This window comes from Streptomyces sp. NPDC046862 (genome assembly GCF_040704615.1).
Taxonomy (GTDB): domain Bacteria; phylum Actinomycetota; class Actinomycetes; order Streptomycetales; family Streptomycetaceae; genus Streptomyces.
Map to the genome: position 1 here is coordinate 1 of NZ_JBEYXP010000029.1, position 22613 is coordinate 22613.

A 22613-nucleotide genomic window follows, 5' to 3' on the forward strand; every position below is an offset into this window, starting at 1 on the left:
ATGTGACTTGTGTTCAGACGTTTGATATTCCGATCTGGCGTGGGCTGGCGCGGTGGACATCCCTTTGGGATATCCACGGCAACAGCTTGCTCGGCCGGTGGCCGTCGGAGCCTCCGGCTCCGCTGAGGAAGTGGTGCCCGCCGAGTCAGCGGTCGTCATCGGCTCGACTCCGGGCTTCGGCGGCGGACATCTCGCACGATGTCGGCGACGTAGTCCATCGCAAGGATCGGATGGTGCAGGGTCCACGGCCGCGAACCGGGCGTACGGTGCACGATCCAGACCCCGTCGGGCCCGGCCTCGACTCGGTGCAGGTGCCCTCGGCGGTGCAGAACGGTCAGCCAGGCGACGACTTCGGCGGCAGTGGCGGGCGTAGTGCGCATGAGCGGCATCTCCGGTGTGGAGGGAAGTCTTGGTGTGGATGCGGGGCGGCTGGGCTGGCCGGACCCTCCGTCAGTCACCCGCCCGCGCGAGGGTGGCCGGTCAGGCGGCGCGATCGTCTGTGGGCTGTCCGGGGTCGTCCCGGAGCGTGCGCATCAGTTCGGTCAGCCGGTCGTTGGACAGTGGCAGCCCCTGTCCGCGGATGGCCTCGGCGACCACAGCGCGGGTGGTCCGGCCGGTCTCGGTAACCGCCCTCCGAGCGATCGGGAGCAGTTGCTCGGTGACCGGGTCGGTCACCCGGTCACCGCCGGACAGAGGCTGCGGACGAGTGACCGGCTTGGTGTCCGTGCTTGGGCTCACCGGTCGGTCACCGTTCGGGCGAGCGTCCTCAGTAGCTCTGGACCCGGCATGTCCGCCCTGGTCACCGACCGGGAGAGGCGTCCGGACGGCCCGGGAAACTGCCCCGGACACTGGCTCAGTGACCGACTCGGTTGCTGGGGCGGTCGGCTGACCCGAGGCGCCCCGACCGGTTGGTGTCCGGCTGTCCTGACCGGGCATGTCGGAGGTGACCGGCTCGCGGCCCGTGACATGTCCGGGTGTCCCGGTCAGTGCAGCGTGCTGGTGACCGACGGTGACCTGACTGGCGGTTGGAGGCTGCCGGTGTCCGGTGGGTGCCGGTCGCTCGACCTCGATGCGGTCAGCGGAGTGACCGGCGGCGGCCGGCTGTCCGAGGGAACCGGGGGCAGTCTCCTCGGTGACCCGGCGGGCGATGAGGATGTACAGGTGGACCGCTCCGGCCAGGGCGAGCGGGGCTAGCGTGGACAGGATGCCGACCGTGGTGTCGCCGAGCCGCAGCCTGCCGGAGGTTATGCGCTCTTCGTTGAGGCGGACGGCATGCAGGGCGTTGGCCCAGATGCTGGCGGCGGTCGCGGTGCCGAAGAGCGTCCATACGTACGCGCGGGCACCGAGCGGTGCGGCGCGCAGGACCACCAGGGCGCGTACTCCGTAGGCGATGAACCCATCGATCACCAGTGGGAAGAGGTAGGTGAGGAAACCGCGGACGTGGATGGCGACGGCCATCTGCTGGAGGGCGTCGTACGACAGCGCGCTGCCTGCCGCGCCCAGGGCCACGATAGCGGCGCGGTCCCAGCCGGTCATGCGCGCCGGCATCGGCACGGCGGTGGTCATGCCGCCGCCCGGAGGTCGTCGCGGGACACCGTGGTCTTCTTCTTCGGCCGCCCGCGCTTCTTGGGCTTCGCCGTGGCGGCGTTGCGGCTTTCGAGTCGGCGGCGGGTGCGTCGATAGAGCTTGTCGGCGTGTTCCTCGGTGATCTTCAGCAACCAGGCGAGGCGGCTGGCGGGGATGCCGGCGCGGAAGGCGGCCAGGGCGGCTGCCTCGCGTTCCCGGGTGGTGAGGTGGATGTCGCGTCCGGCGAGTACGGCGTTGACGCGGGCGTAGTCCAGGCGGTGCGGCAGCTTCTTGTGCAGGGGCTCGCGTTCCTCCTCGGTCAGGCCACCCCGGATGCCCTCGCGGTCCCTGTTCTCCAGGGCTACGTCCAGGCAGGTGCGGCGGACCGGGCACTGGGCGCACAGTGCCTTGGCAGCGGCGACCTTGTCGAGGTCGTCCGGCTCGGGGAAGAACAGCTCGGGGTCGACTGGGTGGTGCTCGGTGGAGCGGCAGGCGGCGCGGTTCTGCCAGGTGTGGTCGCCCAGCGTGCGGAAGTGGGCAGGGGGCGTCGAGGTCTTGGGCATGCGCGGGGTGTCTCCGATCGCCCTCCGTGCGCCCGGCGGGGCGTCGGCGGAGGATGGTGCGTGGTCGGGGAGGTGATCAAGGGCGGGAGCGAGCGGCACCGCCCGGTGGGATGGCCTGGTGGCGGTCAGGCGGCTGGGCCTCGTCTGCGGTCGGCGCCGGTCAGCACGATGCGCTCGGTCATCTCCGCCAGCCGGGAGGCGACCCGGTCGCCGACGGCCTGGCGCAGGTCACGGATGGCCAGGTTGGTGGTGATCAGCGTCGGCAGCATCTGGTTGTAGCGGTGGTTGACCAGCCGGTACGTGATCTCCTCGGTCCACTCCGAGGTCTTGGACGCCCCGAGGTCGTCCAGGAGCAGCAGCGGGCAGCGGGACAGCGCTAGCAGCTCCCGCTCCGTGTCGACACCTGCCCGAGGGCGCAGGCTCGCGTACATGTCGGCGGCGGTGGTGGCGTGCCAGCGCACGCCGATCTCGGCACCCACGAGGCTGCGGATGGCGCCGTACGCCAGGTGCGTCTTGCCGGTGCCGGTGGTGCCGACGAGCAGGAGCGACGGGCCGGTGCGTACTTGTCGGCGGGCGCCCTTGCTGGGAGCGACGGCTTCCGAGGCGACGTTGCGGACCCACGCCTCGATCTGCGGGTGCTCGCCGATCGCGCTGCGGTAGCGGAGCGGGATCCGGGCCTCGGCCGCTTCCAGCGCGGCGATCGGCTCGGGGGTGTCGTGCACCACGGCGGTGGCAGGGTCGACGCCCCGGGCCGCCAGGATCCGGGCGATGCGGGCCATGGTGCCCTCGCCGCCGAGCCGCTGAGGTTCGCGGTTGCGGTCGCGCATCACAGCTCCTCGGCGTAGGCGGCGGCAGCGTCGACCGGGTTGGTCCACGCCGTGTGACCGGGCACGGTAGGCCGGTTTTCCGGCCCCACCAAACGACCGCCCCCGGCGTTCATCGCCTCGTTCACCAGGCTCGGCAGCGTCGAGGGGTGCATCGGCTTGGCCCGGAAGCGCTCCAGCCCCGCCCGGACGTACTTCGGATCGATGCCCTCGTCGAGCAGTTGGCGGACCTTCCGGCCGAGGTGGCCCAGCACGTCGTTCGGCGGGCGCTCGGCACAGGCGGCGGCGTACTCACCGATCAGGGCTCGCGCCGACGGCGATGGTGCGGGCGCTGAGCGCCCCGAAGGATTAGAAGATCCAGGATCCAAGATCCTAGATCCAGGCACCGAGGACTCCACGAGACTTCGGGGACGGTTCGGGGAAGCCTCGGCGAGTACCGCCTGACCTGCAGTTTCACGATTTCCGTGAGTTGGGTTGCCAACGGCCTCGTCCTGAGTGTCCCGCCGGCCGTCGCCGCCCTTGGCACGGTGGTCAGGACGCGTTGGAGCGGACGGCGCGGGAGCGTGGGCAGGCCGATCGAGGCTTCGGGGGAAGTTCGGCGAGGCTTCGGGGAGGGTTCGGGTAGGGCGCGGTGACACCTCGCCGGACTTGGCCGAGGCAGCGGTGCAGACTCCCTTGCATGCCCCGCACCGGTCGGCGGTGTGATGGACCGGGCAAGAGGGCAGCCGGGACTGAGAGGGCTTGTCGATCTTCTGGTGCTCGCCCCAGGTGGCCACGTGCAGATACCGGCGGCCGTCGCAGCCGGTGTACCGGCAGATCAGCCCGGCGTCGGCAAGCTGCTGCAGGTCGTCCTCGGCGTGGACGGCGGTGTGCTCGGTGCGCAGCGGCCACAGCAGACCGTTGATGATCGCCGCGTTGTCGCGGAAGCGTCCCTGGTCGTCGGCCTGGGTGAGCAGGCCGAAGAAAGTCCGTTCGGCGTTCACGCTCACCTCGGCGAGCGACTCGGAGACGAATGCCTCCGGCTTGATGGTGCGGATCCTCGCCATGCTCAGCGGCTCCGTCCTGCCGTGACCACGACGGCGCGGTGCAGGCGGGCGGTGGCGAGGTCGAGGTCGTACACATCGCCCCAGGTGACTTGCGGATACGTCCGGATGATCCAGCGGGCGGCGGTGATCGCCTGGGTGCGAGTCAGGGTGATCGCCTTCCCCGCCGTGTCGTAGGCGCGGGCGTGGGGGTGCGGCCACACCTGGGTGGGGTCGTGCAGGGTCACCCGGAAGGTGGCGGCCCCGGGGATCATGTCGGCCAGTAGGTCAGCCAGGCGACGGTGCCGGTCGTCAGGCTCCGCGACACTCCGGCTTCCGCTCCGGTGCTCGGGCATGCGAGTATCCTTCGCTGGTAGTGAGCGGCCCGGCTGTCTCTCGTGGAAAAGGTCCAGCCGAGCCTGCTTGGTAGTGGATCCGCACCCCTGTTGGGGGCGACCATTCGGCGCCTGGGAGTTCCCGCTCCTGGGCGCCGTTGCCTTTGGGACTGCGGCCACCTACGGGCTGCGGACACGCACCGCCTCCATGGCAGAGCCCCTCCTCACGTTCTCGCAGGTCGCTGCTGTGCTGATCACCGCAGCGATCAGCACCATATGACCACCCCGAGGAATACTCCAGTAAGAAGCGTGGCGCAAAGGTACACCAGAGTGACGCAATCGTCCTCACTCGAGTACGGGACGACTGGACTCACAGACCGCCGGGTGCACTACAGTGGCGCCCGTCCGGCACCAGAGGAGGTGGAATGGTGGTCCAGAACGAAGGTCTGACTGCAGGAGCCTTGGACGCGGGCGCAGTTGTCGAACCATGGGAGACAGGCACGTTCGCCGAGCCGCTGAACTACCTGTTCCAGCATGTCCGCCTGCAGGGCCGGGACGGGCCGCCCACGAACGCCGAGGTGGCTGCCGCGACCGGGAACGCAGAGAGCACGATCCAGCAGTTGCGCTCGGGCAAGAAGCCGAACCCGACGATGAAGACAATCGTGGCCCTGGCCACGTTCTTCCAGGTATCCCCGGGGTTCTTCTTCGACAAGCAGGTGGCCCGGCGGGACATGGAGAAGCACGAGGCGCCGACCGAGGCGGAGAAGAGGCTGGTGGCCGCCATGCGCAGCCGGGGCGTCCGCCGGATCGCCCTGCGGGCGAACGGGCTGTCCCCGGAATCCCTGAGAATGCTGGAGGCTGTCATCAGCACCGCCAGAGTGGCGGACGGGCTGTCCGCCGAGACGGTTGAGGACGATCTCGACCTGAGCGAATGAGACGACGCCTGCGGCCAGGGCGCTGGTACGCACAGGCAGCCTGGTGTTGATGGCCGCCGACCGGTGTCAGTCGTCGATCCTCATGAGGACGACGAAGCGCGATTCGATGCTGCGCAGCGGGGCAAGCATAATGATCTTCACGATGGTCTCCTCGGCACCGTGGTAGGGCAGCCGGAATTTGCGCACGTCGCCATCCGAGTGCGTGTGAACCTCGTGCCTCTCCCAGAGTTCGCGGACCTCAGGACTGCCGGCCACCACATCACGCGCCAGCTCCTGCAGGGCGCGACTGTCGGGGTATCGCCCACAGACGAACCTGATCTGGGCGATCGACGGACGCGCCCAGTCATCCCGCCAGTTCACCAGCTGGTGGCGAGCCTCCGGGTGGATGAGAATCCACTTCATTAGGTTGTTCTGGTACGGGATCCAAGGAAACCATTCGAGCATCCGTTGGTTGTACCCGACGAAGTTCCAGGCGATATCGGATATGTAGGCGGGATGGGGAAGCTGGTGCTCCAGAAAGCGTTGCATGGGGGCGTCGAACGCTTTGACCGCAGCCGAGTCCGCCGACTCCCGCAGGGGCGGCTCCCGCCCTAAAACACGCAGGAACAGCATGCGCCGCTCTGAGTCACTGAGCCGGAGAGTGACCGCCAGCCTGTCAAGGAAGCCGGCGGAGTAGTCGGCAGGATGGCCAGCTTCCAGATTGCGGTACCAGCGGTCGGTCACTCCGGTCAGCTTCGCGACTTCCTTCTGCGACAGGCCCGGGTTAGGGCGGCGGCGGTCCGACCGAACCAGACCGGGAACCGACCGCGGGTCGAGGCGCTCCCGCCAGCCGCGCAGCAGGTCGGTCAGCGTTTCACTCACTTCCGGCCCGCCGCCCACTCCTTCCCCAAATCTACGCATAACAGGCATTTTACCGTCGGGGGCACATCGGCGCGCCGGGGCGCACCAGCCACACAGAAGGCCGTGTGGCGTAGATCACACCTAATATTGATCACGCGCCTGCCGGTCGGGATTTCATGATCGAATAGAGGTTGATCTACACGCAGCGTAACTAGTTCTCGTTCGATACTTCTTCGACCGAACCATCTGCCCCGCTGTCAGCTTTCTTGATTCGGGGGGAAGTCCAGCCATCCTGCTTGCGACACCTGCACGTTCTTGCACGTAGGTGGATTTTCGAGCAGCGGACACGGAATGTAAGCGGAAGTGGCACTTCCGCGGAAGTGCGAGTTCCTCACAACCCTTGGCATGGTGACGCCCTCAGCGCCTACAGCCGTTGTAGGCGCGAACGGCTCAGCCTGGGAGGGATACATGCCTCGCTCTGTTTCGACCACCGGCAGCGACCGGGGACTCGCCCCGGAGTTGGCCCGCCAGGGGCGCGGGGATGCCAAGGAACAAGCCGCGATGCCCTACCAGAGGAGCGAGTTGCTCGTCAGACTGCACGCCACGCAGAGCGAAGGGACCGGCCCTGAACGGGGTGGCGCAGTTCTCTCCGCCGTGGCGCCCGTGCACGGCCTAGCCGAGGCGGCCGTCATGGGTTCCGAGATCGTCCGACAGACCTTGGCAGTGGGGATTAACCGCGACGCTGTCGCCTCGACCCTCGTCACCGGCGCGTGCCGGATCGTCAAGCGTGCGGTTCGGGGCATGCTCCGGCTGTGCTGCGGGCAGGTCGCCGTGCACTCCGCCGCGCCGGGCCTGACTCAGACCGCCGTCATCATCCCGTTTCCTGCGGGTTCGGCTCGGCCGACTCGCCAGCGGGGCGGCGCCGACGGCACAGATTGTCGCTGGTGCTGATGCTGCCCGAGCACTTCTCCCGTGCGACATACCGCAGGCCCCGGCTTGCCGGCGGTACGCCCCACTCCCGGCAGGACCGCTGAAGCACCGGGCCCAGCATCGGCCCCGGAGCCGCCGCAGAGGCTGTGCAGCCTGCCGCCGCACTCCTGGTGTGCCTGCCTGTCCGCCACCGATGCCCACCGGCCCCGGCCGGCCGCCGGTACACCGCAGCCCTATCGAACGGCCTCATTGACGGGGGGATCATGGACAGCCGACTTCGTACCGCCTGTGAGGAGCGCCTCGCCCTCCTCAATCTGCCGCATCGGTTCGGCACCGGGCAGCTCTGCGACGCGGTTGCCGCGTGGTGCGGCAAGCCCCTCATTCCGCGCCCGCTGGACACGACGGGGTTCGTGGATGCTCCGTCCGGCGTCAGTTTCGAGACGGACGAGGCGTTCTTCCTCTTCTACGAGCGAGGAACCTCGCGCCTGCACCGCTTGCACATCCTCGCGCACGGGATCAGCCACGTCCTGTGCGGTCACATCGGGTCCCTACCCTGGGAGGACGGGCTGGTACCGGCGCCCCGGCTGGAGCCGGAATTCGGGGCCTGCATCTCCGGCCGTACTCGCTACGCCACCGCCGACGAACGCGAAGCGGAAATGATGGCCACCCTCATCCGTCAGCACATCTACCGCGGCCGGCAGTTCCCCACGTGGCGGCCCGCAGCGGCCGAGGACTGCTGGGAACGGCACTCCGTAACCCTCCTCGATCCGCTGTGGCAGGACCTCACCCGCGTGCTGCCGCACATCGTCCTGGAGGTCGGCGCCGACCACGAGCTGGACTTCCTGCTCCACCGCAAGGTCATCGAGATCAACGACGGCATCCTCGCTCTGCGCCCCCACCGCTCCCGGTCCGTTAAGCAGGCAGCCGCCGAGGCAGTCGCCGCGCGCCAGCTCGCCAGCACCGCCGAAGGCGACGCGATCATCGAAGCCGCGGTTCTGGCGGCGGCCCTGAACTCGGCGCGCAGCAGCAGCGAACCGGACTTTGATCCCGCGCCCCCAACCCCCGGCACCCGTGAACGCGCGGGAGACCTCCGCGCGGAAACCACCTGGTTGCGCCAGGTCTCCCAGGCCTACACCACCGACCCCATCGTTCACTCCGTCCGCCTTCTGGCGGCGAGCCCCGCACCAGCAGGAAAGTAACCATGAGCAACCCCCTGCAGAACCCCGAGTTCTTCGCCAACCCCTACCCGGCCTACGCCGAGCTCCGCGGCTCCTGCCCGGTGCAGAAGATCCGCACCGGTCGTACCACCACCAGTTACCTGGTCACCGGCTACGCCGAAGCCCGGGCGGCCTTCACAGATCCCCGCTTGTCGAAGAACGCCACTGCCTTCTTCGCCGACAAGCCCTCCCAGCGCAACCTGCACCCTGCCCTCAGCCAGACCATGCTCGACAGCGACCCGCCCGAGCACACCCGGATGCGCCGCTTGGTGACCAAGGCGTTCTCCACCGCCACCGTTCAGAGACTGCGCCCCTACATCCAGCAGGTCACCGACGAGCTCATCGACGCCTTCCTGCCGCACGGGCGAGCCGATCTCGTCGAGGAATTCGCCGTGCCCCTGCCGGTCACCGTCATCTGCGAGATGCTCGGCGTACCCGAACAGGACCACAAGGCCATACGCGAGTGGTCAGCCGAACTTTTCGCGGCCGGGCACCCCGACCGCATCGACGCCGCCACCCACACCCTCGCCGACTACATGACCGACCTCGTTCAGGCCAAGCGGCGCACGCCGGACAGCGGCCTGCTCGCCGACCTCCTCGCCGCCCGCGATAACGGCGACCAACTCAGCGAGAGCGAAGTCGTCTCCCTCGGACTGCTGTTGCTCGTCGCCGGCCACGAAACCACCGCCAACTTCATCGGCAACGCCGTCCTCGCGCTCTTCCAGCACCCCCAGGCGCTCAACCGGCTGCGCGACCATCCCGACCTGCTCAATGGCGCCGTGGATGAACTCCTGCGCTACGACAACCCTGTCAACATCGCCACCTTCCGCTACACCACCAAAGCCATCACCCTCGGCGGCGTCCACATCCCTGCCGGCGAACCCGTCCTCATCTCCCCCACCGCGGCCAACCGCGACCCCGACCGCTTCCCCGTCCCCAACCGCCTCGACCTCGACCGCGATGCCGTACGCCACCTCGCCTTCGGCCGCGGCATTCACCGCTGTGTCGGCGCTCCACTCGCCCGTGCAGAAGCCGACATCGCCCTCACCACCCTGCTGCGCCGCTGTCCCAACCTCCAACTCGCCACCCCAGCCGAGCAATTGCAGTGGCGACCGACCCGCCTGGTACGCGGACTCGAATCACTGCCGGTCACCTTCAGCCCCGGCTGCCCCACTCGGTGAGTTACACCGCGTTTCCTTGGCAGAGGTGAGCGTCCGCCACCAGGTCATCTCCGGAGCGCGCGGGACTGTAAGACGTTCGCTACACAGACCCCCAGGACGGCCACACCAACATCGCCGCCGCCCTGCGCCGCACCGCCCGCAACTACCGACGGCCCCTGGCCGCCCTCGGCCTCACCGTGAAACCCTCACTTGCCCGGAATGATTTCTAGAAGACGGGAAACCCTGCCCCAGCCGCCCGTACAGATCGCCCCGAGCACAGCGCCTGCAGCGACACACCAACCCTTCATGTCCGAGGGAATGCCGAGGGTGGCCACGACGGGAGACGCTGACAGCGCACCGGCAATTGCGGCGAGGATGATCAACGTAACGTGCGCCGATTCCTTCAACGCGCTACGCGCCATAGAGACGGGCTCGACGTTCTCCAGATCACTGTCAGGGAGAAGACTCCCCACCAGGCGCCGGGAATACCTCTCCCCGACCGTGAGCATCTTGGCCGCCAGATCGCGGATCGCGGCTTCCGGCTCCGCATCGATCCGGGACATCTCCCGGCGCAGTGCTCCGGCCACATGAAACGCGTGCTCACGTGCCGGTCGGTGCCGCAGGGATCTGATGGACATCGTGGCCGTGGTGCGATGAGCGCGGAGGACTCCTTGCTCGACTGATCGGCAGCGGCGATCGAGCGTGCGCAGACGGGCGGGCAGACTCGCGGCCGTAGCCTGGCGTACGGCGGCACATGCGATCACCGCTTGCTCGATGTCGAATACCAGCTTGTTCCGGATCGCGCTGCGGGGCACTCGCGTTAAGAGGAACCACACCCCCAGCACCCCGAGCGCCAACAGAATTGGCAGCAGGACCAGGTCTCTCACATCACTGCTGATGAGCAATGCGCACACCACGATTGAATACACCAGAGTGAGGATGGAGAGAACGAATTCGAAGAACCCGGAATCGGGTGGCGTCTTGATGATGTTGCGTGTCTCGGTGAGTTCAATGTGCGGCAAGGACAGCTGAACGACAGCCGCGACGAAATAAGCCTCACGTTCAGCAGCCCGATCCAGATCGGCCCGCCTCCAGTCGTCCCCATCCACCAGCGCATACGGATCCACGAAGCCCCCAGTCCGCCTGCCCGATCCCCACTCGGTGCTCCAGGCTAGCTTCTCAGGCCTCTCGGTCACGCAGCGTCTTCCAATCTGTCCGTTACTGAGCAAGCGCGATTCCGAGAGCGCCCGGAGCCGACTTCACCTCAGCAGGCGCCAGCCAGTGCAATCATGGGGAACGGGCGCCCCGACGCCCGCCAGGCCCTCCAAGTCGTGCGCTGGAGGAAGGACTTCACCACCGGCAAGCTCACCATCGAGCGCGTCTACCTGATCACCAGCCTGCCGCCCGGCGCGGTGACCGGCGCCCAGCTCGCCGACCTGATCAGGGGACACTGGAAGATCGAGAACCTACTGCACCACGTCCGCGACCGCACCTTCCGCGAGGACGCCTCCAAGATCCACGTCGGCCATCTCCCGCGCATCATGGCCGGCCTGCGCAACCTCGCCATCGGCGTCCACCGCCAGGACGGCCACACCAACATCGCCGCCGCCCTACGTCACACCGCTCGCGACTGGCAAAGGCCCCTGGCCGCCCTCGGCATCACCGGATGAATCCGGACAGATCTCGATCATGCAAGGGCCCCTGAGGGCCACCCCCCGTGCCGCCGGCACCCGGGCGTTGTGCCACTGCGGTCGGCGGGGTCCCAGCACCCCGCCGACCACGACCACCCCGACCGGCTCTCCGACACCCCCGCTCGAATGGCATCGCCATGTCGAGCGTGACATGTGGCGGATCCTCCCGCCCCATGTCACCAGGGCCCTGGAGGCCGTCGAGGCGTCCATCAGCAGACTGACCGTCAGCCTCACCTACTACGCCTGGTTGGACGAGTACCGCCCCCTTGCCGCCGTCAACGCCGCCATGCGGCTCCGCGTGTACCCGGACATCCTGCTGACTCAGGCGGTGGGCAGGGCGCGCGGAGAGGGATATTCCTGGGAGGACGTCGCCAGCCCTCTGGGAACGACCCGCCAGTCCGCACATGAGCGTTTCTCCTCCCGCTGAAGCCGGACCGAAATACCCGCCTCCTCCGCTCTTTTTACCCCTCGTTCCGATGCGGTTTCCGTATTCAGAAAGAGGGGCTTTCCTATGCGGTGAATGGGGACGACGGCGACACCGTACGGTCGTCATCAACGATGAGGCAGCCATTCCTGTTCCATGCCGGGCAAGCACAGTGATCATGATTGTGTCGAGGTGGCCAAGCTGCCGACGTCAGATACCCATCACGGGAGAGACTGGCTGTCATGAGCGCGCCAGTTCACGGCGCGAAACCCGAGAGGTCAAACTGCCTCGTCCAATCAGAGGAGCGTACTTCGGAGCGAACCGGGCGCATGATCGGGCGCAGAGGGCCGCCGGGTGCAGCTGACCTCCCAGTCGATCAGGCCCTTAGCATCCGCCTCCGCCTGGAGCCGGGTGAGGATCCTCGCCCAGGTGCCGTCCCTCTGCCAGCGCCGGAACAGGTCATGCTTGCGGAACGGAACATCGCACGGCCCCCGGCTGAGCTCCTTCAGCAGCACGTACCCCCTCGTCTGCTTCGGAATGCTCACCACACCGGCGCCGTACTCCTTGACCACACGCTCTTCGATCTCCATCAGCACCAGACCACGAACCGGGCGGCTGGACTTCTCAAGGCTCTTTCGCTGCCCGGGCAACCCACACTCAGCGAAGATCGAAAGAGACCCGACGGAGATCGCCGCTGTCCGTAGTCATTGCCAGCAGGATCACAGATTTGCTAATCCACTGCTAACGAACCACCATCATTGCTAACGAAGTCGCGGATCCTAGAAGCCTGTAGGTTGCGCTTTTCCGTGAGCATCGGCCGTCCAGGCACCTGGGGCGTTGACCGCGGTGGGCATTCTTGGCAGTGGGGCTAGTCGCCCGATCATGAGCAATCGCCTCTGCGATCGATGCTTGGGTGGTGGCGATGAGTAACGGGCGTTGCCCTTTGCGGGCAGGCTCGTGGCTGTGAGGGAGGGATTGGGCTGCTCCTTCGAGGCTCGGCTTCACAGGCCGTGCGCGTGCAGGGCCCGCTGAGGTTTGCGGCTGGAGGGGAGCTTCAAGTGTCGTGACGATCGCCGGTTGGGATAACCGGCGATCGTCGGCTATGTTGCGCCGTGACCGCGGCCCAAGCTTCTCGGAGGCAGATGTTCGATCCCGCCCGGCGGTCATGAACGGGAGAATCGTTCCATGCCAGATCTCTTGCCTTCAGACGACTCGGACGCCGGGACCTCCGCTCTCGACACCAGCGTCATCCCGCTCGGTGAGCGCGCCCTACGGGGCGTTCTTGGGCACGTAGTTGCTGTCGGCGACGAGGCCGAGACGACCTACCTCGAGGTCAAGAGCCCACTTGACATGAACAGCAAGGCTACGGCGGCCAAGATCGCAAAGTTCCTCCTGGGCGCAGCGAACCGGCGCCCGGGAGAGGCGGCCCGACACTTCCATGGCTACGCGGTCCTGGTCATCGGCGTACAGAAGAACAGTGCTCCCGGAGTACTGCGCGGAACCGAGGCGCACGAGCTCGAGGACCGGCTCCGCCCCTACCTCGGGCCCCAGTTCCCGGCCTTCGAGTTCGGCAGGATCGGCATCGACTCCGACCACGAGGTCCTGTTCGTCATCGCCCAGCCGCCGGAGGATGGCCAGACGATCTTCCCGTGTCACAAGAGCTATCAGAGTGACGACCGCCGCGACAGCCTTGAGGACGGCGCGATCTACGTTCGAGGCACCAGCAACACGCGGCCCGCACGCTCCGGAGAAGTCCTCGCCCTCGTCGAGCGCGTCCGCCGGGGCGGGAGGCCACCGATTGACCTTGAGGTGCAACTGCTCGGCCCGATCTGCAGGATCGACCGCGTGGACGAGATCCTGGAGAGCCTGCGCCGCTACGAAGAAGAGCAGTTCAGCAAGCCGACACCGGCGGAAGACACTCTCGCCTCGACGCCGCTCGTATTGCCGTCGAGCGTCTTCGGCAACCCGAAGCCGCTGTCGAAGGAGGACCGGGAGCAGGCGCTCGCTGCATGGCAGAGTAAGAAGGCCGAGCACATCGCCAAGGGTCGGGAGCACCTCCTAGGCGTCGGGATGCCGGGTACCGGCGTCCAGGTAGTCAGTCGCGATCGTTTCGTGTCCAAGCCGCACCTGATTCTGACGTTCCATAACTGCGAGGTGCTGGATTACCTCGACCCGGACAACGCAGACTTTGAGAAGGTCGTCGAACCGGTACTGGGGCCGCACGAGCCGTTCCTGCCGAGCTTCGACCACTCGACTATCCGACCCCTCCCGCGGGGCTATCCCGTGACCTGGAGCACCCACGGCGAGGACGCCGAAGTTGTGCTCACTCCGGAGTCGCTCCGTCCGAACGTACTTTGGACGAGCGACCAAGACGACTACGTCATCATCGCGAAGGATCCTCATGCCAGTTCGGTGGAGGTCTCGTGGGAACTTACCGAGGACGGCAACGACGCGGTGACCAGTGGTGAGCTCCGGGTACCCACCGAGCCCCTCGTCGACGCGGCCGACCTGTTCAAGTCGGTCTTCCTCAGCACGGACGAAGACCTCTGATAATGATCTTTTGGTGGGTCGTGGTGACCTGACGGATGTGGCGTGGGAACGCGTAGCGCCCCCTGCTTCAGGTGTTGATGGTCGTACGCGGCCGTGGCGTGATCAACGGGGTGTTGTGGCGTTAGCGGAGGGGTGCTCCGTGGCGTGAACTGCCGGAACGCTATGGACCGTGGCAGACGGCCCACGAGCGGTTCGCCCGCTGGGAGGCGGACGGAACGTGGGCCCGTCTGCTGGAACAGGCCCAGGTCCGGGACGACTCCGTCGTGGCCGTGGAGTGGACCGAGTTGGTCGACTTCACGATCAGCCGGGCCCATCAGCACGCCGCCGGCGCCCGCGAAAGGGTGCGGAGGCGGGGGGCGAGCTGGAAGATCCGGCACGCGCGGCGGCTCGCCAGGCGCCGGGATTCTCGCGCGGCGGACTGACCACAGACAACTGACCGCTACTAGACGTTACCTCTGCTCATGATCACGCGGAAGTGCTCGCGAAACTGCGGAACCTACAAAGCCGGGACGCGCCCCGTGCGCTCGTTTTGCAGATCCCACAGCTCGCGGAACAAGCCGTCGCGCTGGGCGAGGAGTTCGTCGAAGGTGCCGTCCTGGATGACGCGTCCCTTGTTCAGGACGACGATGCGGTCCGCGATAGCAACATTCGTGAGCCGGTGCGTGACCAGGACGACGGCGCGGTCTGCGGCGAGGCGGCGGAGGCCGGTGAAGATGCGGTGTTCGGCCCGCGGGTCGAGGGCGGCGGTCGGCTCGTCCAGCACCAGGAGCCCCGCCGGGCGGTGGAAGGCGCGGGCAATCGCGATGCGCTGCCACTGCCCGCCGGAGAGTTCCTGCCCGCCCCACCATTCCTTGGCGAGCAGGGTGTTCAGGCCGTTGCGCAGACCCTCGACGACCTCGTCGGCGCCCGCCGCGTGGGCCGCGGCGAGTACGGCGGCGTCCCCGGCCTCGGTGGGCTGACCGAGAGTGATGTTCTCCCGTGCTGACAGGGGCCAGTTCGCGTAGGACTGCGGTACGACGGCAACTCGCTCCCAGGCTGCGTGCGCGTCCAACTCCCGTGCGTCGATGCCGTCCCATGTGATGGCTCCGTTGTCGGGCAGGTACAGCGAGGACAGGAGCTTGCTCAACGTGGTCTTGCCCGAACCGTTCTCGCCCACCAGGGCTACGACCTCGCCCCGCCGGACTTCCAGAGACACGTCGCTGACGGCTGGGCGATCGGCGCTCGGATACTTGAAGGTGACGTTCTCGGCGCATACGAGCGTGGGTCCGGTCGGCTTCTGGGTGCCGCGATCGATGCGGTGGCCACCGGCTTCGTCGATGAAGTCGGCCCAGTCGTCCAAATACATGCCGGTACGGAAGAGTTGGGCTCCGTAGCCAACGATTCCGTCCAGGCCGGCGCTGACACGCCCCAAGGCGAGGAACGCGGTACCGAGGGCGGCGACCGAGATCTGACCGGCGGACATCAGCAGCGCCAGGGCCACCCAGACCACGGCGTGTGCGAGGCCTCCCGCGGCCCCGCCGACCAGGGAGATCCGGGCGGCGCGCCAGGTGGCCTGGTCGGTGGTCTTGTCGATCCGCGCTCCGGCCGCGCGGTACTTGCCGAGCAGGAACGGGGCCATGGTGCCGGAGCGGACCTGGTCGGCGGTCTGCTTGTCGACCATGTACCAGCGCAGCATCCCCAGCAGCCGGCGGTCCTTCGATGTGGCGAGTGAGGCGATGTAGCTGATGCGGGCCGCTCGCACGCTGGCCACACCCTTCGGCAGCGCGGCCAGGATGAGCAGCGGCAGCAACACCGGGTGCACAGCGGTCAGGACACATGCGGAGGCGATCAGTGACGCCGACGACGCGAGGATGTACTGGGTCTGCGTCAGGAGGTCCCGGGAGACCTCCACGCCGCGGTCGGCCGCATCCCACCGGTCGTTGTATCCGGGGTTGTCATACGCGGACAGTTCCGCCTTGGTGGCGGCATCGAGGAGCTTGAGTTCGGCTTCGCGGGAGATACGGGGTGCCAGCCGGGCCGACAGCGACGACGAGGCGATGCCCAGGAGGGCACGCAGACCGATGGCCCCGGTCAGTACGGCCAAGGACGGTGCGGCGTCCATGAGTTGGTCGCTGCTGATGTGCTGGGAGGCGATCAGCGGCTTGATCGCCCCGGTGGTGGCCATCAGCCCGAACGCTTCCAGCACCCCGGAGAGGACCTGTACAACCAGCAGGGCGATGACCGCGTTGCGGTCCACCTGCCAGCCCAGGGCGAGGGCTCGCCGGATCAGCTGGGGTAGGCGACGAGCCATGGAGCGGCTGGTGATGGCGTTGGCGGCCTCGATACGGCGGTCGCCGGGGATGGTGAACCTCAGTTCCTCGTCCGGCACCTTCGCGTCTTCGGGAGGCGTGGCCTTGGGGGCAGTCTTCGGTGTGGTCGTCATCGGCCCCGCCTCTCCGCCGCCGACGCGATCGCCTCGGTCGCCTCAGTCGCCTCAGCCTGGTACCAGCCGATCAGTGCGCGATACAAAACGTCCCCCTGTGGGTGAAGTGCGGATGGGCCTCCTGCTCGGCTGCCGTGCGTGCTCGGCACGGTCCGAACAAGTGGGTGTGTCATGCGCCGCCGCCTCCCTCGCCAAGCCGGGCGAACGCATCGTCGAGGTCGCCAAGGTGGTTCAGCAGGCGGCGGATGGTGGTCTGCCTCTCGTTCCAGTGCCGGCTCAGGTCCGCCTCGGCTTCCTGGGGAAGGTCGTATTCGGCGGTCGTGGCGCCGTAGAAGCTGAACAGCATGTACAGCAGGGCGATCCGGGCACAGGCCCGTAACTCGGCCGGAGGGAGGCTGGGGTTTTGCGCGTGGTAGGCGCTGACCATGGCCAACGCGCAGGTGTCCCACTCCCGGCTGGTGGCGACGGTGCGCGGATCGAATGCGGCGCGGCCGAGCTCCCAGGCAGGCATGCCCGTTGCGCCCCGGAAGTCGATGACACCGGTGACGATGTCGGCGAGGACGATCAGGTTGGTGCGGGAGAGGTCTGCGTGCAGTGCCTGCTCCACCAACGTTTCCGGCAGGTGTTCACGCAGCCGGTGGACGTGGTTCTGCAGGTCCTCCCGCCGCTGATCGAGGTCGGCCCGTAGCTGCTCGAGGCTCTCGTGCTCCTGGCGCATGGCTGTGGCCATCACGGTGTCGCACTTGGCGAGTGCGTCCTCGACCGTGCCGGTCCGCCAGCGGGACTGCTGCACGCTCTTCGGCAGCGGGTAGGCGGCCAGAACCCGGTGCATGCGCCCCATCGCTGCGCCGATGCTTTCGGCGAGCGGCACCGTCATTGCCGAGGTGGTCACGCGACCAGGCGCCTCGTCGACCAAGGCCCAGGCGCTGCCCTGCGCGATGGTGATGAGGTTGCCGTCCGCGTCGTCCCAGACGCGCGGGATGGGAACGCCCGCGGCTCGGCAGTACTCCGACATGTCCCATGCTGTGCGGGCCGCATCCAGGTCCGCATCCGACCGGTACTCCTTGACGAACAGCCGTAATCCGTCGTCGGTCAGGACCCGCCGGTTGACCGTGTCGGTGCCCATGTGCACCGGCTCGACCACGAGTGCAACGACCCCGTACCGCTCTTCCAGCACGTCAGCGGTCACTGCCGCGTTCCAGTCCGCTTCGCTCATCCCCGTCACCGGCTCCTGAAGGAGGGGCGGCGTGCCGTAAGGACGGTGAACGCGTTGTCCTCCACGAGGACCCCGTCTTCCACGAAGGAGACCAGGGCATTGGTGAGCCCTGCCTCGAAGGCTTCCCGGCGGTCGCCGAACAGGCGCTCGACCACGAACGATGTCGAGTGCAGGCCGCCGATGACCTCGTCGAAGCACCACTCGCGGCGCACGGGGATGGTCACGGTGGTGACATCGCAGAAGGCGGAAGCGCGTAGCGCCTCCTCATCAGCCAGCCCTTGCGGGCCGAAGACGCCGTCCCCTGCGCGCCGCTGTTCCCTGCAGCAGGAGGAGGCTCCGCCAATGACATTCACTGGCCCCACCCGCCCCACAGGCGCCCGCCGCTCTCCTGGCGCAGGTTTTCCAGCATGGTGTGGGCTTCGTCGACGAGACCGATGTCGCGGTGCGTGATTCCCCAGGACAGTGAGTCGAGCGCGTCCAGCGCCGCGTACGCCCGGCACGCCGCCAGCTCCTGCTCGGTAAGCTGGCGGCCGTAGCCGTGGTGGAAGGCGGCAAGGAGGTCGGGGCGCTGGAGCAAGATCCGGTAGCGAAGTCGGCTGAAGTCCCGGCGGGCAGCGGGCTGGAGTTCGGCCCGTTCGAAGTCGATGACTCGAAGCCGTTGCTCGGTCTCGTCCCACATCCAGTTCTTGGGCATGTAGTCGCCGTGCGCCGCCACTTGCGGCAGAAGCGGCGGAGCCTCCTTGACGAGCGCCTGCACTAGCGTGATCTCGTGCTCCGGCACATGGGGCGCAGCATCATCCAGCAGCTTCGCTGCCGTCGAGTCCCACGTCTCTTCGGTCACCTTCGTGGTCGGCTCGTCCGCTGCCGCGGTGTGATGCCGAGCCAGGAGTTCACCGGCCTGCTCATACGCCGTGCGTTCCTGCTCGGCCGGCAGCCGCAGTGTGTCCAGGCTCCGTCCGGGCACCGCGGTGACCAGGACGGTGCACGTCTCCACATCCGAAGCAATCAGCTCGGGCGCACGGTCGGCACCCAGGGCGACCGTCCATTTCCCGTACGCGTCGACCTCCCGCCGGTGCAGCTTCGGGCCCGCGTGCTGTTTGGCGAACCACCGTGCGCCGTGGAGTCCGTCGACCTCCCAGAGCGATGGTCGGTTGACGCCCGGGCGGGAGTATTCGGCAACCACGATGTACGTGTCGGTCACCGATCCCACCAGCTGGTGGAGTGCGCTGGGCATATCGGTCACGTTTGGTGCGCCCTTCCATGGACCAAGCCACATGAGTCACACATGGTGATGGACTGGGTTCTCTGAGTATTCAGTCGGGAGTGGGGAGTGTGCCAGGGGGCACTGACAATGCGGCCTGAGCAGGTCATACGGGGGCCTGGGCGCGGAGGATCGTGCCGGAGGCCATCTCGACGAGGGACTCGTCGAGAACGCCGTAGGTCCAGCCGAGCGACACCAAGTGCGGGTCGTTGCCTGCGTCGACGCGCTTTCGGAGGTCCCTGGTGCGTTGCACGGCCGTGTCCCGGCTGATGCGGGCACGGTCCCCGTACTCCTGTGGCGTCGCACCGATAGCGATCATCTGCCATGTCTCGATCTCCGCGTCCGAGAGGGTTCCTGGAAAGGTGACCTTCCGGGGGCGTTCGAGCTGCTTGGTGACGTAGCAGGCGTGGACGATGGCGGCCCGCCCGCGCACCCCGAGCTTCTGACCGCAGTGCTGTATCTGCACGTTGATCGTCCCAGTGGTAATCGTCAGGTCGGATGCGATGGCAGCGGTGCTCTTGCCTTCCGCGACCTTCTGAACGATCCGTACCTGTGCGGGGGTGAGCCCGAGGGGTGTGGCGGGCGGGCGCGCCGGTCGTGCACTCACGGGAGCTTGAGATCCCTTCTTCTCGATGGTGTGAGGGGTCAGGCGCGAGCCAGCCACCGCTGCCGCTCGGCATCGGTGACCACACGCTGCTGGTGTTGGAGTTCCAGGTAGGCGAGATGGCAGTAGTGCTCGACCACCTCGGTGCCGAACGCCTCTCGGGCTATGGCGCTGGTGTGGAAGGCGGGCATGGCATCGGCGAGGGCGGTCGGCACAAGGTTGCCGATGATGCGAGAGGAGTTACCGGTCTCCTCGATGCTGAGGCGAGGCGTCTGCTCGATGCCGTGATTGATGGCCGCCAGTACGGCGGACAGAGCCAGGTACGGATTGGCGTCTGCTCCCGGCACGCGGATCTCGAGGTGGAGCCCTTCACCGCGACCGACGACCCTGACGGCGCAGGTGCGGTTGTCCCAGCCCCAGTCGAAGTTGGTCGGAGCGAACGATCCGGGTGTGAACCGCTTGTAGGAGTTGACATTCGGTGCGTAGAACGGGCCCAGTTCCGGCAGTGCGTCGAGCAGCCCCGCGATCGCGTGCTGCCCGGTTGGAGACATTGCGCGGTCGTTGTCGGGGGCGTGGAGTTGGCTGACGCCGTTCTTCGACCACAGCGATACATGCAGGTGTAGGCCGTTGGCGCGGCCGGTCTCGGGAGCGGCCATGAAGGTGGGCGCCAGTCCGGCGCGTGAGCCCAAGGTGCGGACCGCGTGCTTGAAGAGCAGGTGCTGGTCGCAGGCGGCGAGCGCGTCCCCGTACGGGAAGGTCACCTCGACCTGACCGGGACCGGCCTCCGTCTTGATCGCCTCGACGGGCATGCCCGCGCCGGCGAGTGCCCGCTGCAGGCGGCGGAAGAACCGGTCGCAGACCGGATCATGGTCGAGGGCGTAGTCCAGGTTCTCCGCCGTCACCGGCCGCAGCCCCTGGTACCCGGTCTGTTCCGCGTCGGCGTAGGTGCCTTTGTAGAGGACGAACTCGGTTTCGATTCCCACCTGAGGGTGCAGGCCGTGCTGGGCCAGCCGGGTCAGCTGCTGCTGCAGGATCTGTCGGGGCGCGACCTCGATGGGCGTGCCACTCTCGTGTACGGCGTCGCCGAGCACCACAGCGGTACGCGGCATCCACGGCACCACGCGCGCTGTCGCCAGATCGGGCTTGACCGTCAGGTCCTGATAGCCGGTCTCCCATGAGGTCAGCGCGAAGCCGTCCCCCGGGCTCATCTCGACGTCGGTCGCCAGGACGTAGGCGCACATCTCCGCACCGTGGTGCGCGACGCGTTGGAGGAAGTGACCTGCGTCGTACCGCTTACCCTTCAGCCGCCCCTGCAGGTCGGGCAGGGCGAGCAGCACCGTGTCGATCGCCCCCGCCTTGATGAGGTTCCGCAGGTCAGACAGCGAGACCGCCTTCTCGGAGCGCCCGCCCCGCTCGGGGGCGGGCGCGGCAGCCAGACGTGCCGTAGGGACGTTACTGATCGTGGTTCTCGTCATCAGACGACCTCGTCTTCGTACGTAGCCGCCGAGCGGTCGAAGTTCTGGGCCGGGACCTCGTACGAACTGCCCTGTTTCCGCCACCACCCCCAGGCCAGGGCCAGGACGACGAGCAGAGCGATCGGCGCGTAGTTGAACGTCTCTACGGACACCAGGCCGCCGTCGGCGGGGCGCGTCTGCGGCAGAAGGAACAGGACGGTCACGAACATCACCCAGATGACCGCAATCGTGCCCACGGTCACGCCCCAGCTGCCCAGGTTCCACGGGCCGGGCCGGAACCGGTGCCGGTTCTTGACCCGCAGGAAGATCGGGATCGCGTACGCCGGGGTGATGCCGATGACGTTGATGCTGGTGATCGCCGCGTACGCGACCGGGCTGTACAGGCTGGGAAGGGCCAGCACCGCGGCGCACACGACGGACAGCAGCACGGCCTTGCGTGGTGTGCCAGTGCGGCGGTCCACCTGCCGCCACAGGTGCGAGCCTGGCAGCGCCCCGTCACGCGAGAACGCGAAGACCATCCGACTGGCCGCGGCGGTCTCGGCATTGCCGCAGCACAACTGAGCGACGATCACGACCAGGAGCAGCGCCTTCGCACCCGCCATGCCCAGGGCGTCGAGGAAGATCTGCGCCGGCGGGACCCCTGTTGCGGTGCCCACGGTGCCCGGGTAGTCCTGGATCGCGAACGTGAGCCCGGCCAGCAGCACGAAGCCGGCCAGCCACGACCAGCCGATCGCGTGGATGATCCCGCGGGATGCGGACACCTGGGCGTCGGTCGTCTCCTCCGACAGGTGCGCGGAGGCGTCGTAACCGCAGAACGTGTACTGAGCCAGCAGTAGACCGAGCACCGCCACGTACAGAGGGCTGGACCAGCCGGTGTTGTTGACGAACTCGCCGAACACGAAGTCGGCGGACTGGTGGTGTGACGGCACGATGGCCAGCGCGCCGACGATCACCAGGACGCCGCCGAGGTGCCACCAGACGCTGATGCTGTTGAGGATGCTGACGAGACGGACCCCGAACAGGTTCAGGACAAGGTGCAGGGTGAGGATGCACAGGAAGATCACCATGATCTTGCCGGGCGTCGGCTCGAAGCCCCACTGCAAGTTGAGGAAGGCGCCGGTAAACAGCGCGGCCCCGTAGTCGATGCCGGCGATGGCGCCGAGCAGGCCCAGCAGATTGAGCCAGCCCGTGTACCAGCCCCACTTCCGGCCGCCGAGTTGCTCCGCCTGGTAGTACAGGGCCCCCGAGGTCGGGTAGGCGGAGGTCACCTCGGCCAGTCCGGCGCCGATGAACATCACCATGGCGCCCACGACGATCCAGCCCCACAGCATCACGGACGGACCGCCGGTGTTCAGACCGAACCCGTACAACGTCATGCAGCCGGACAGCACGCTGATGACGCTGAACGAGATCGCGAAGTTTCCGAACGGCCCCATGCGCCGGGTCAACACCGGCTCGTAGCCGAGCTCCCTCAGGTATGCGTCATCGGCCTTCCGGGGCGCCGCGCGATGGCTGTGGCTTAAACGGGACACAGGACAACCTCCAGGTTTCAGGGAAAGCAGGAATGGGCGGGGTCAT

General features: G+C 67.6%; 20 protein-coding genes and 3 pseudogenes. 7 read left to right on the forward strand and 16 right to left on the reverse strand.

What is annotated here, in order from left to right:
- Nucleotides 1–155: 155 nt before the first annotated feature.
- From AB0959_RS28920 to AB0959_RS28945, 6 genes are all read right to left on the reverse strand, one after another.
- The gene (locus AB0959_RS28920; protein WP_366829545.1) at nucleotides 156–380 is read right to left on the reverse strand and encodes a hypothetical protein; all 225 of its coding nucleotides are present in this window, start codon (nucleotides 378–380) and stop codon (nucleotides 156–158) included.
- A gap of 100 nt (nucleotides 381–480) precedes the next feature.
- Nucleotides 481–1566, reverse strand: coding sequence for a DUF2637 domain-containing protein (locus AB0959_RS28925; RefSeq protein ID WP_366829546.1), 1086 nt, complete (start codon nucleotides 1564–1566; stop codon nucleotides 481–483).
- Complete coding sequence (locus AB0959_RS28930; RefSeq protein WP_366829547.1) at nucleotides 1563–2129, reverse strand: WhiB family transcriptional regulator; 567 nt, start codon at nucleotides 2127–2129, stop codon at nucleotides 1563–1565. The genes AB0959_RS28925 and AB0959_RS28930 overlap by 4 nt, the downstream gene beginning before the upstream one ends.
- Nucleotides 2130–2254: 125 nt before the next feature.
- Entirely contained in the window at nucleotides 2255–2956 is a 702-nt protein-coding gene (locus AB0959_RS28935) for an ATP-binding protein (RefSeq protein WP_366829548.1), read from the reverse strand.
- Nucleotides 2956–3999 (reverse strand): hypothetical protein, encoded by a 1044-nt coding sequence (locus AB0959_RS28940; RefSeq protein ID WP_366829549.1) that lies wholly within the window; start codon nucleotides 3997–3999, stop codon nucleotides 2956–2958. Before AB0959_RS28940 ends, AB0959_RS28935 begins: the two co-directional genes overlap by 1 nt.
- Nucleotides 4000–4001: 2 nt before the next feature.
- Nucleotides 4002–4331, reverse strand: coding sequence for a transcriptional regulator (locus tag AB0959_RS28945; protein WP_366829550.1), 330 nt, complete (start codon nucleotides 4329–4331; stop codon nucleotides 4002–4004).
- Between the two features lie 404 nt (nucleotides 4332–4735).
- Here AB0959_RS28945 and AB0959_RS28950 point away from each other — a divergent pair, with 404 nt between their 5' ends.
- Nucleotides 4736–5245, forward strand: a complete 510-nt coding sequence (locus AB0959_RS28950) for a helix-turn-helix transcriptional regulator (RefSeq protein ID WP_366829551.1) — start codon at nucleotides 4736–4738, stop codon at nucleotides 5243–5245.
- A 66-nt stretch (nucleotides 5246–5311) separates the two neighbouring features.
- On the opposite strand, the gene AB0959_RS28955 is transcribed toward AB0959_RS28950, so the two are convergent.
- Nucleotides 5312–6145 carry a helix-turn-helix transcriptional regulator gene (locus tag AB0959_RS28955; protein WP_366829552.1) on the reverse strand — a complete coding sequence of 278 codons (834 nt, stop codon included), beginning with the start codon at nucleotides 6143–6145 and terminating at the stop codon, nucleotides 5312–5314.
- A gap of 1133 nt (nucleotides 6146–7278) precedes the next feature.
- Between AB0959_RS28955 and AB0959_RS28960 the strand changes: the two genes are divergently transcribed.
- Both AB0959_RS28960 and AB0959_RS28965 read left to right on the forward strand, forming a co-directional pair.
- Nucleotides 7279–8214 carry a DUF6545 domain-containing protein gene (locus AB0959_RS28960; RefSeq protein WP_366829553.1) on the forward strand — a complete coding sequence of 312 codons (936 nt, stop codon included), beginning with the start codon at nucleotides 7279–7281 and terminating at the stop codon, nucleotides 8212–8214.
- Between the two features lie 2 nt (nucleotides 8215–8216).
- Nucleotides 8217–9413 carry a cytochrome P450 gene (locus AB0959_RS28965; RefSeq protein ID WP_366829555.1) on the forward strand — a complete coding sequence of 399 codons (1197 nt, stop codon included), beginning with the start codon at nucleotides 8217–8219 and terminating at the stop codon, nucleotides 9411–9413.
- A 185-nt stretch (nucleotides 9414–9598) separates the two neighbouring features.
- On the opposite strand, the gene AB0959_RS28970 is transcribed toward AB0959_RS28965, so the two are convergent.
- Nucleotides 9599–10519, reverse strand: coding sequence for a hypothetical protein (locus AB0959_RS28970; protein ID WP_366829556.1), 921 nt, complete (start codon nucleotides 10517–10519; stop codon nucleotides 9599–9601).
- Between the two features lie 255 nt (nucleotides 10520–10774).
- On the opposite strand from AB0959_RS28970, the pseudogene AB0959_RS28975 reads away from it, so the two are divergent.
- Nucleotides 10775–11062: pseudogene (locus AB0959_RS28975) on the forward strand (ISAs1 family transposase); the annotation flags it as partial.
- Between the two features lie 172 nt (nucleotides 11063–11234).
- Complete coding sequence (locus AB0959_RS28980; protein WP_366829557.1) at nucleotides 11235–11510, forward strand: hypothetical protein; 276 nt, start codon at nucleotides 11235–11237, stop codon at nucleotides 11508–11510.
- Between the two features lie 362 nt (nucleotides 11511–11872).
- Here AB0959_RS28980 and AB0959_RS28985 read toward each other — a convergent pair.
- Nucleotides 11873–11971, reverse strand: a pseudogene (locus AB0959_RS28985) (IS5/IS1182 family transposase); the annotation flags it as partial.
- A gap of 721 nt (nucleotides 11972–12692) precedes the next feature.
- Between AB0959_RS28985 and AB0959_RS28990 the strand changes: the two are divergent.
- Nucleotides 12693–14057, forward strand: a complete 1365-nt coding sequence (locus tag AB0959_RS28990; protein ID WP_366829558.1) for a hypothetical protein — start codon at nucleotides 12693–12695, stop codon at nucleotides 14055–14057.
- Nucleotides 14058–14067: 10 nt separating this feature from the next.
- Nucleotides 14068–14484: pseudogene (locus tag AB0959_RS28995) on the forward strand (transposase); the annotation flags it as partial.
- 69 nt (nucleotides 14485–14553) lie between these two features.
- Here AB0959_RS28995 and AB0959_RS29000 read toward each other — a convergent pair.
- The 7 genes from AB0959_RS29000 to AB0959_RS29030 all read right to left on the reverse strand — a co-directional run bounded on the left by AB0959_RS29000 (nucleotide 14554) and on the right by AB0959_RS29030 (nucleotide 22567).
- Nucleotides 14554–16479: an ABC transporter ATP-binding protein gene (locus AB0959_RS29000; RefSeq protein ID WP_366829559.1), complete on the reverse strand. Its 1926-nt coding sequence runs from the start codon at nucleotides 16477–16479 to the stop codon at nucleotides 14554–14556.
- A gap of 169 nt (nucleotides 16480–16648) precedes the next feature.
- Nucleotides 16649–17695: a phosphotransferase gene (locus tag AB0959_RS29005; RefSeq protein ID WP_366829560.1), complete on the reverse strand. Its 1047-nt coding sequence runs from the start codon at nucleotides 17693–17695 to the stop codon at nucleotides 16649–16651.
- Nucleotides 17696–17700: 5 nt separating this feature from the next.
- Nucleotides 17701–17919: a hypothetical protein gene (locus AB0959_RS29010; protein ID WP_366829561.1), complete on the reverse strand. Its 219-nt coding sequence runs from the start codon at nucleotides 17917–17919 to the stop codon at nucleotides 17701–17703.
- A gap of 125 nt (nucleotides 17920–18044) precedes the next feature.
- A complete protein-coding gene (locus tag AB0959_RS29015) occupies nucleotides 18045–18929 on the reverse strand; it encodes an aminoglycoside phosphotransferase family protein (protein WP_366829562.1) in 885 nt (294 codons plus the stop codon).
- Nucleotides 18930–19062: 133 nt separating this feature from the next.
- A complete protein-coding gene (locus tag AB0959_RS29020) occupies nucleotides 19063–19563 on the reverse strand; it encodes a LuxR C-terminal-related transcriptional regulator (protein ID WP_366829563.1) in 501 nt (166 codons plus the stop codon).
- 38 nt (nucleotides 19564–19601) lie between these two features.
- A complete protein-coding gene (locus AB0959_RS29025; protein ID WP_366829564.1) occupies nucleotides 19602–21035 on the reverse strand; it encodes a glutamine synthetase family protein in 1434 nt (477 codons plus the stop codon).
- Nucleotides 21035–22567, reverse strand: a complete 1533-nt coding sequence (locus AB0959_RS29030) for an amino acid permease (protein ID WP_366829565.1) — start codon at nucleotides 22565–22567, stop codon at nucleotides 21035–21037. The genes AB0959_RS29025 and AB0959_RS29030 overlap by 1 nt, the downstream gene beginning before the upstream one ends.
- Between the last annotated feature and the right edge of the window lie 46 nt (nucleotides 22568–22613).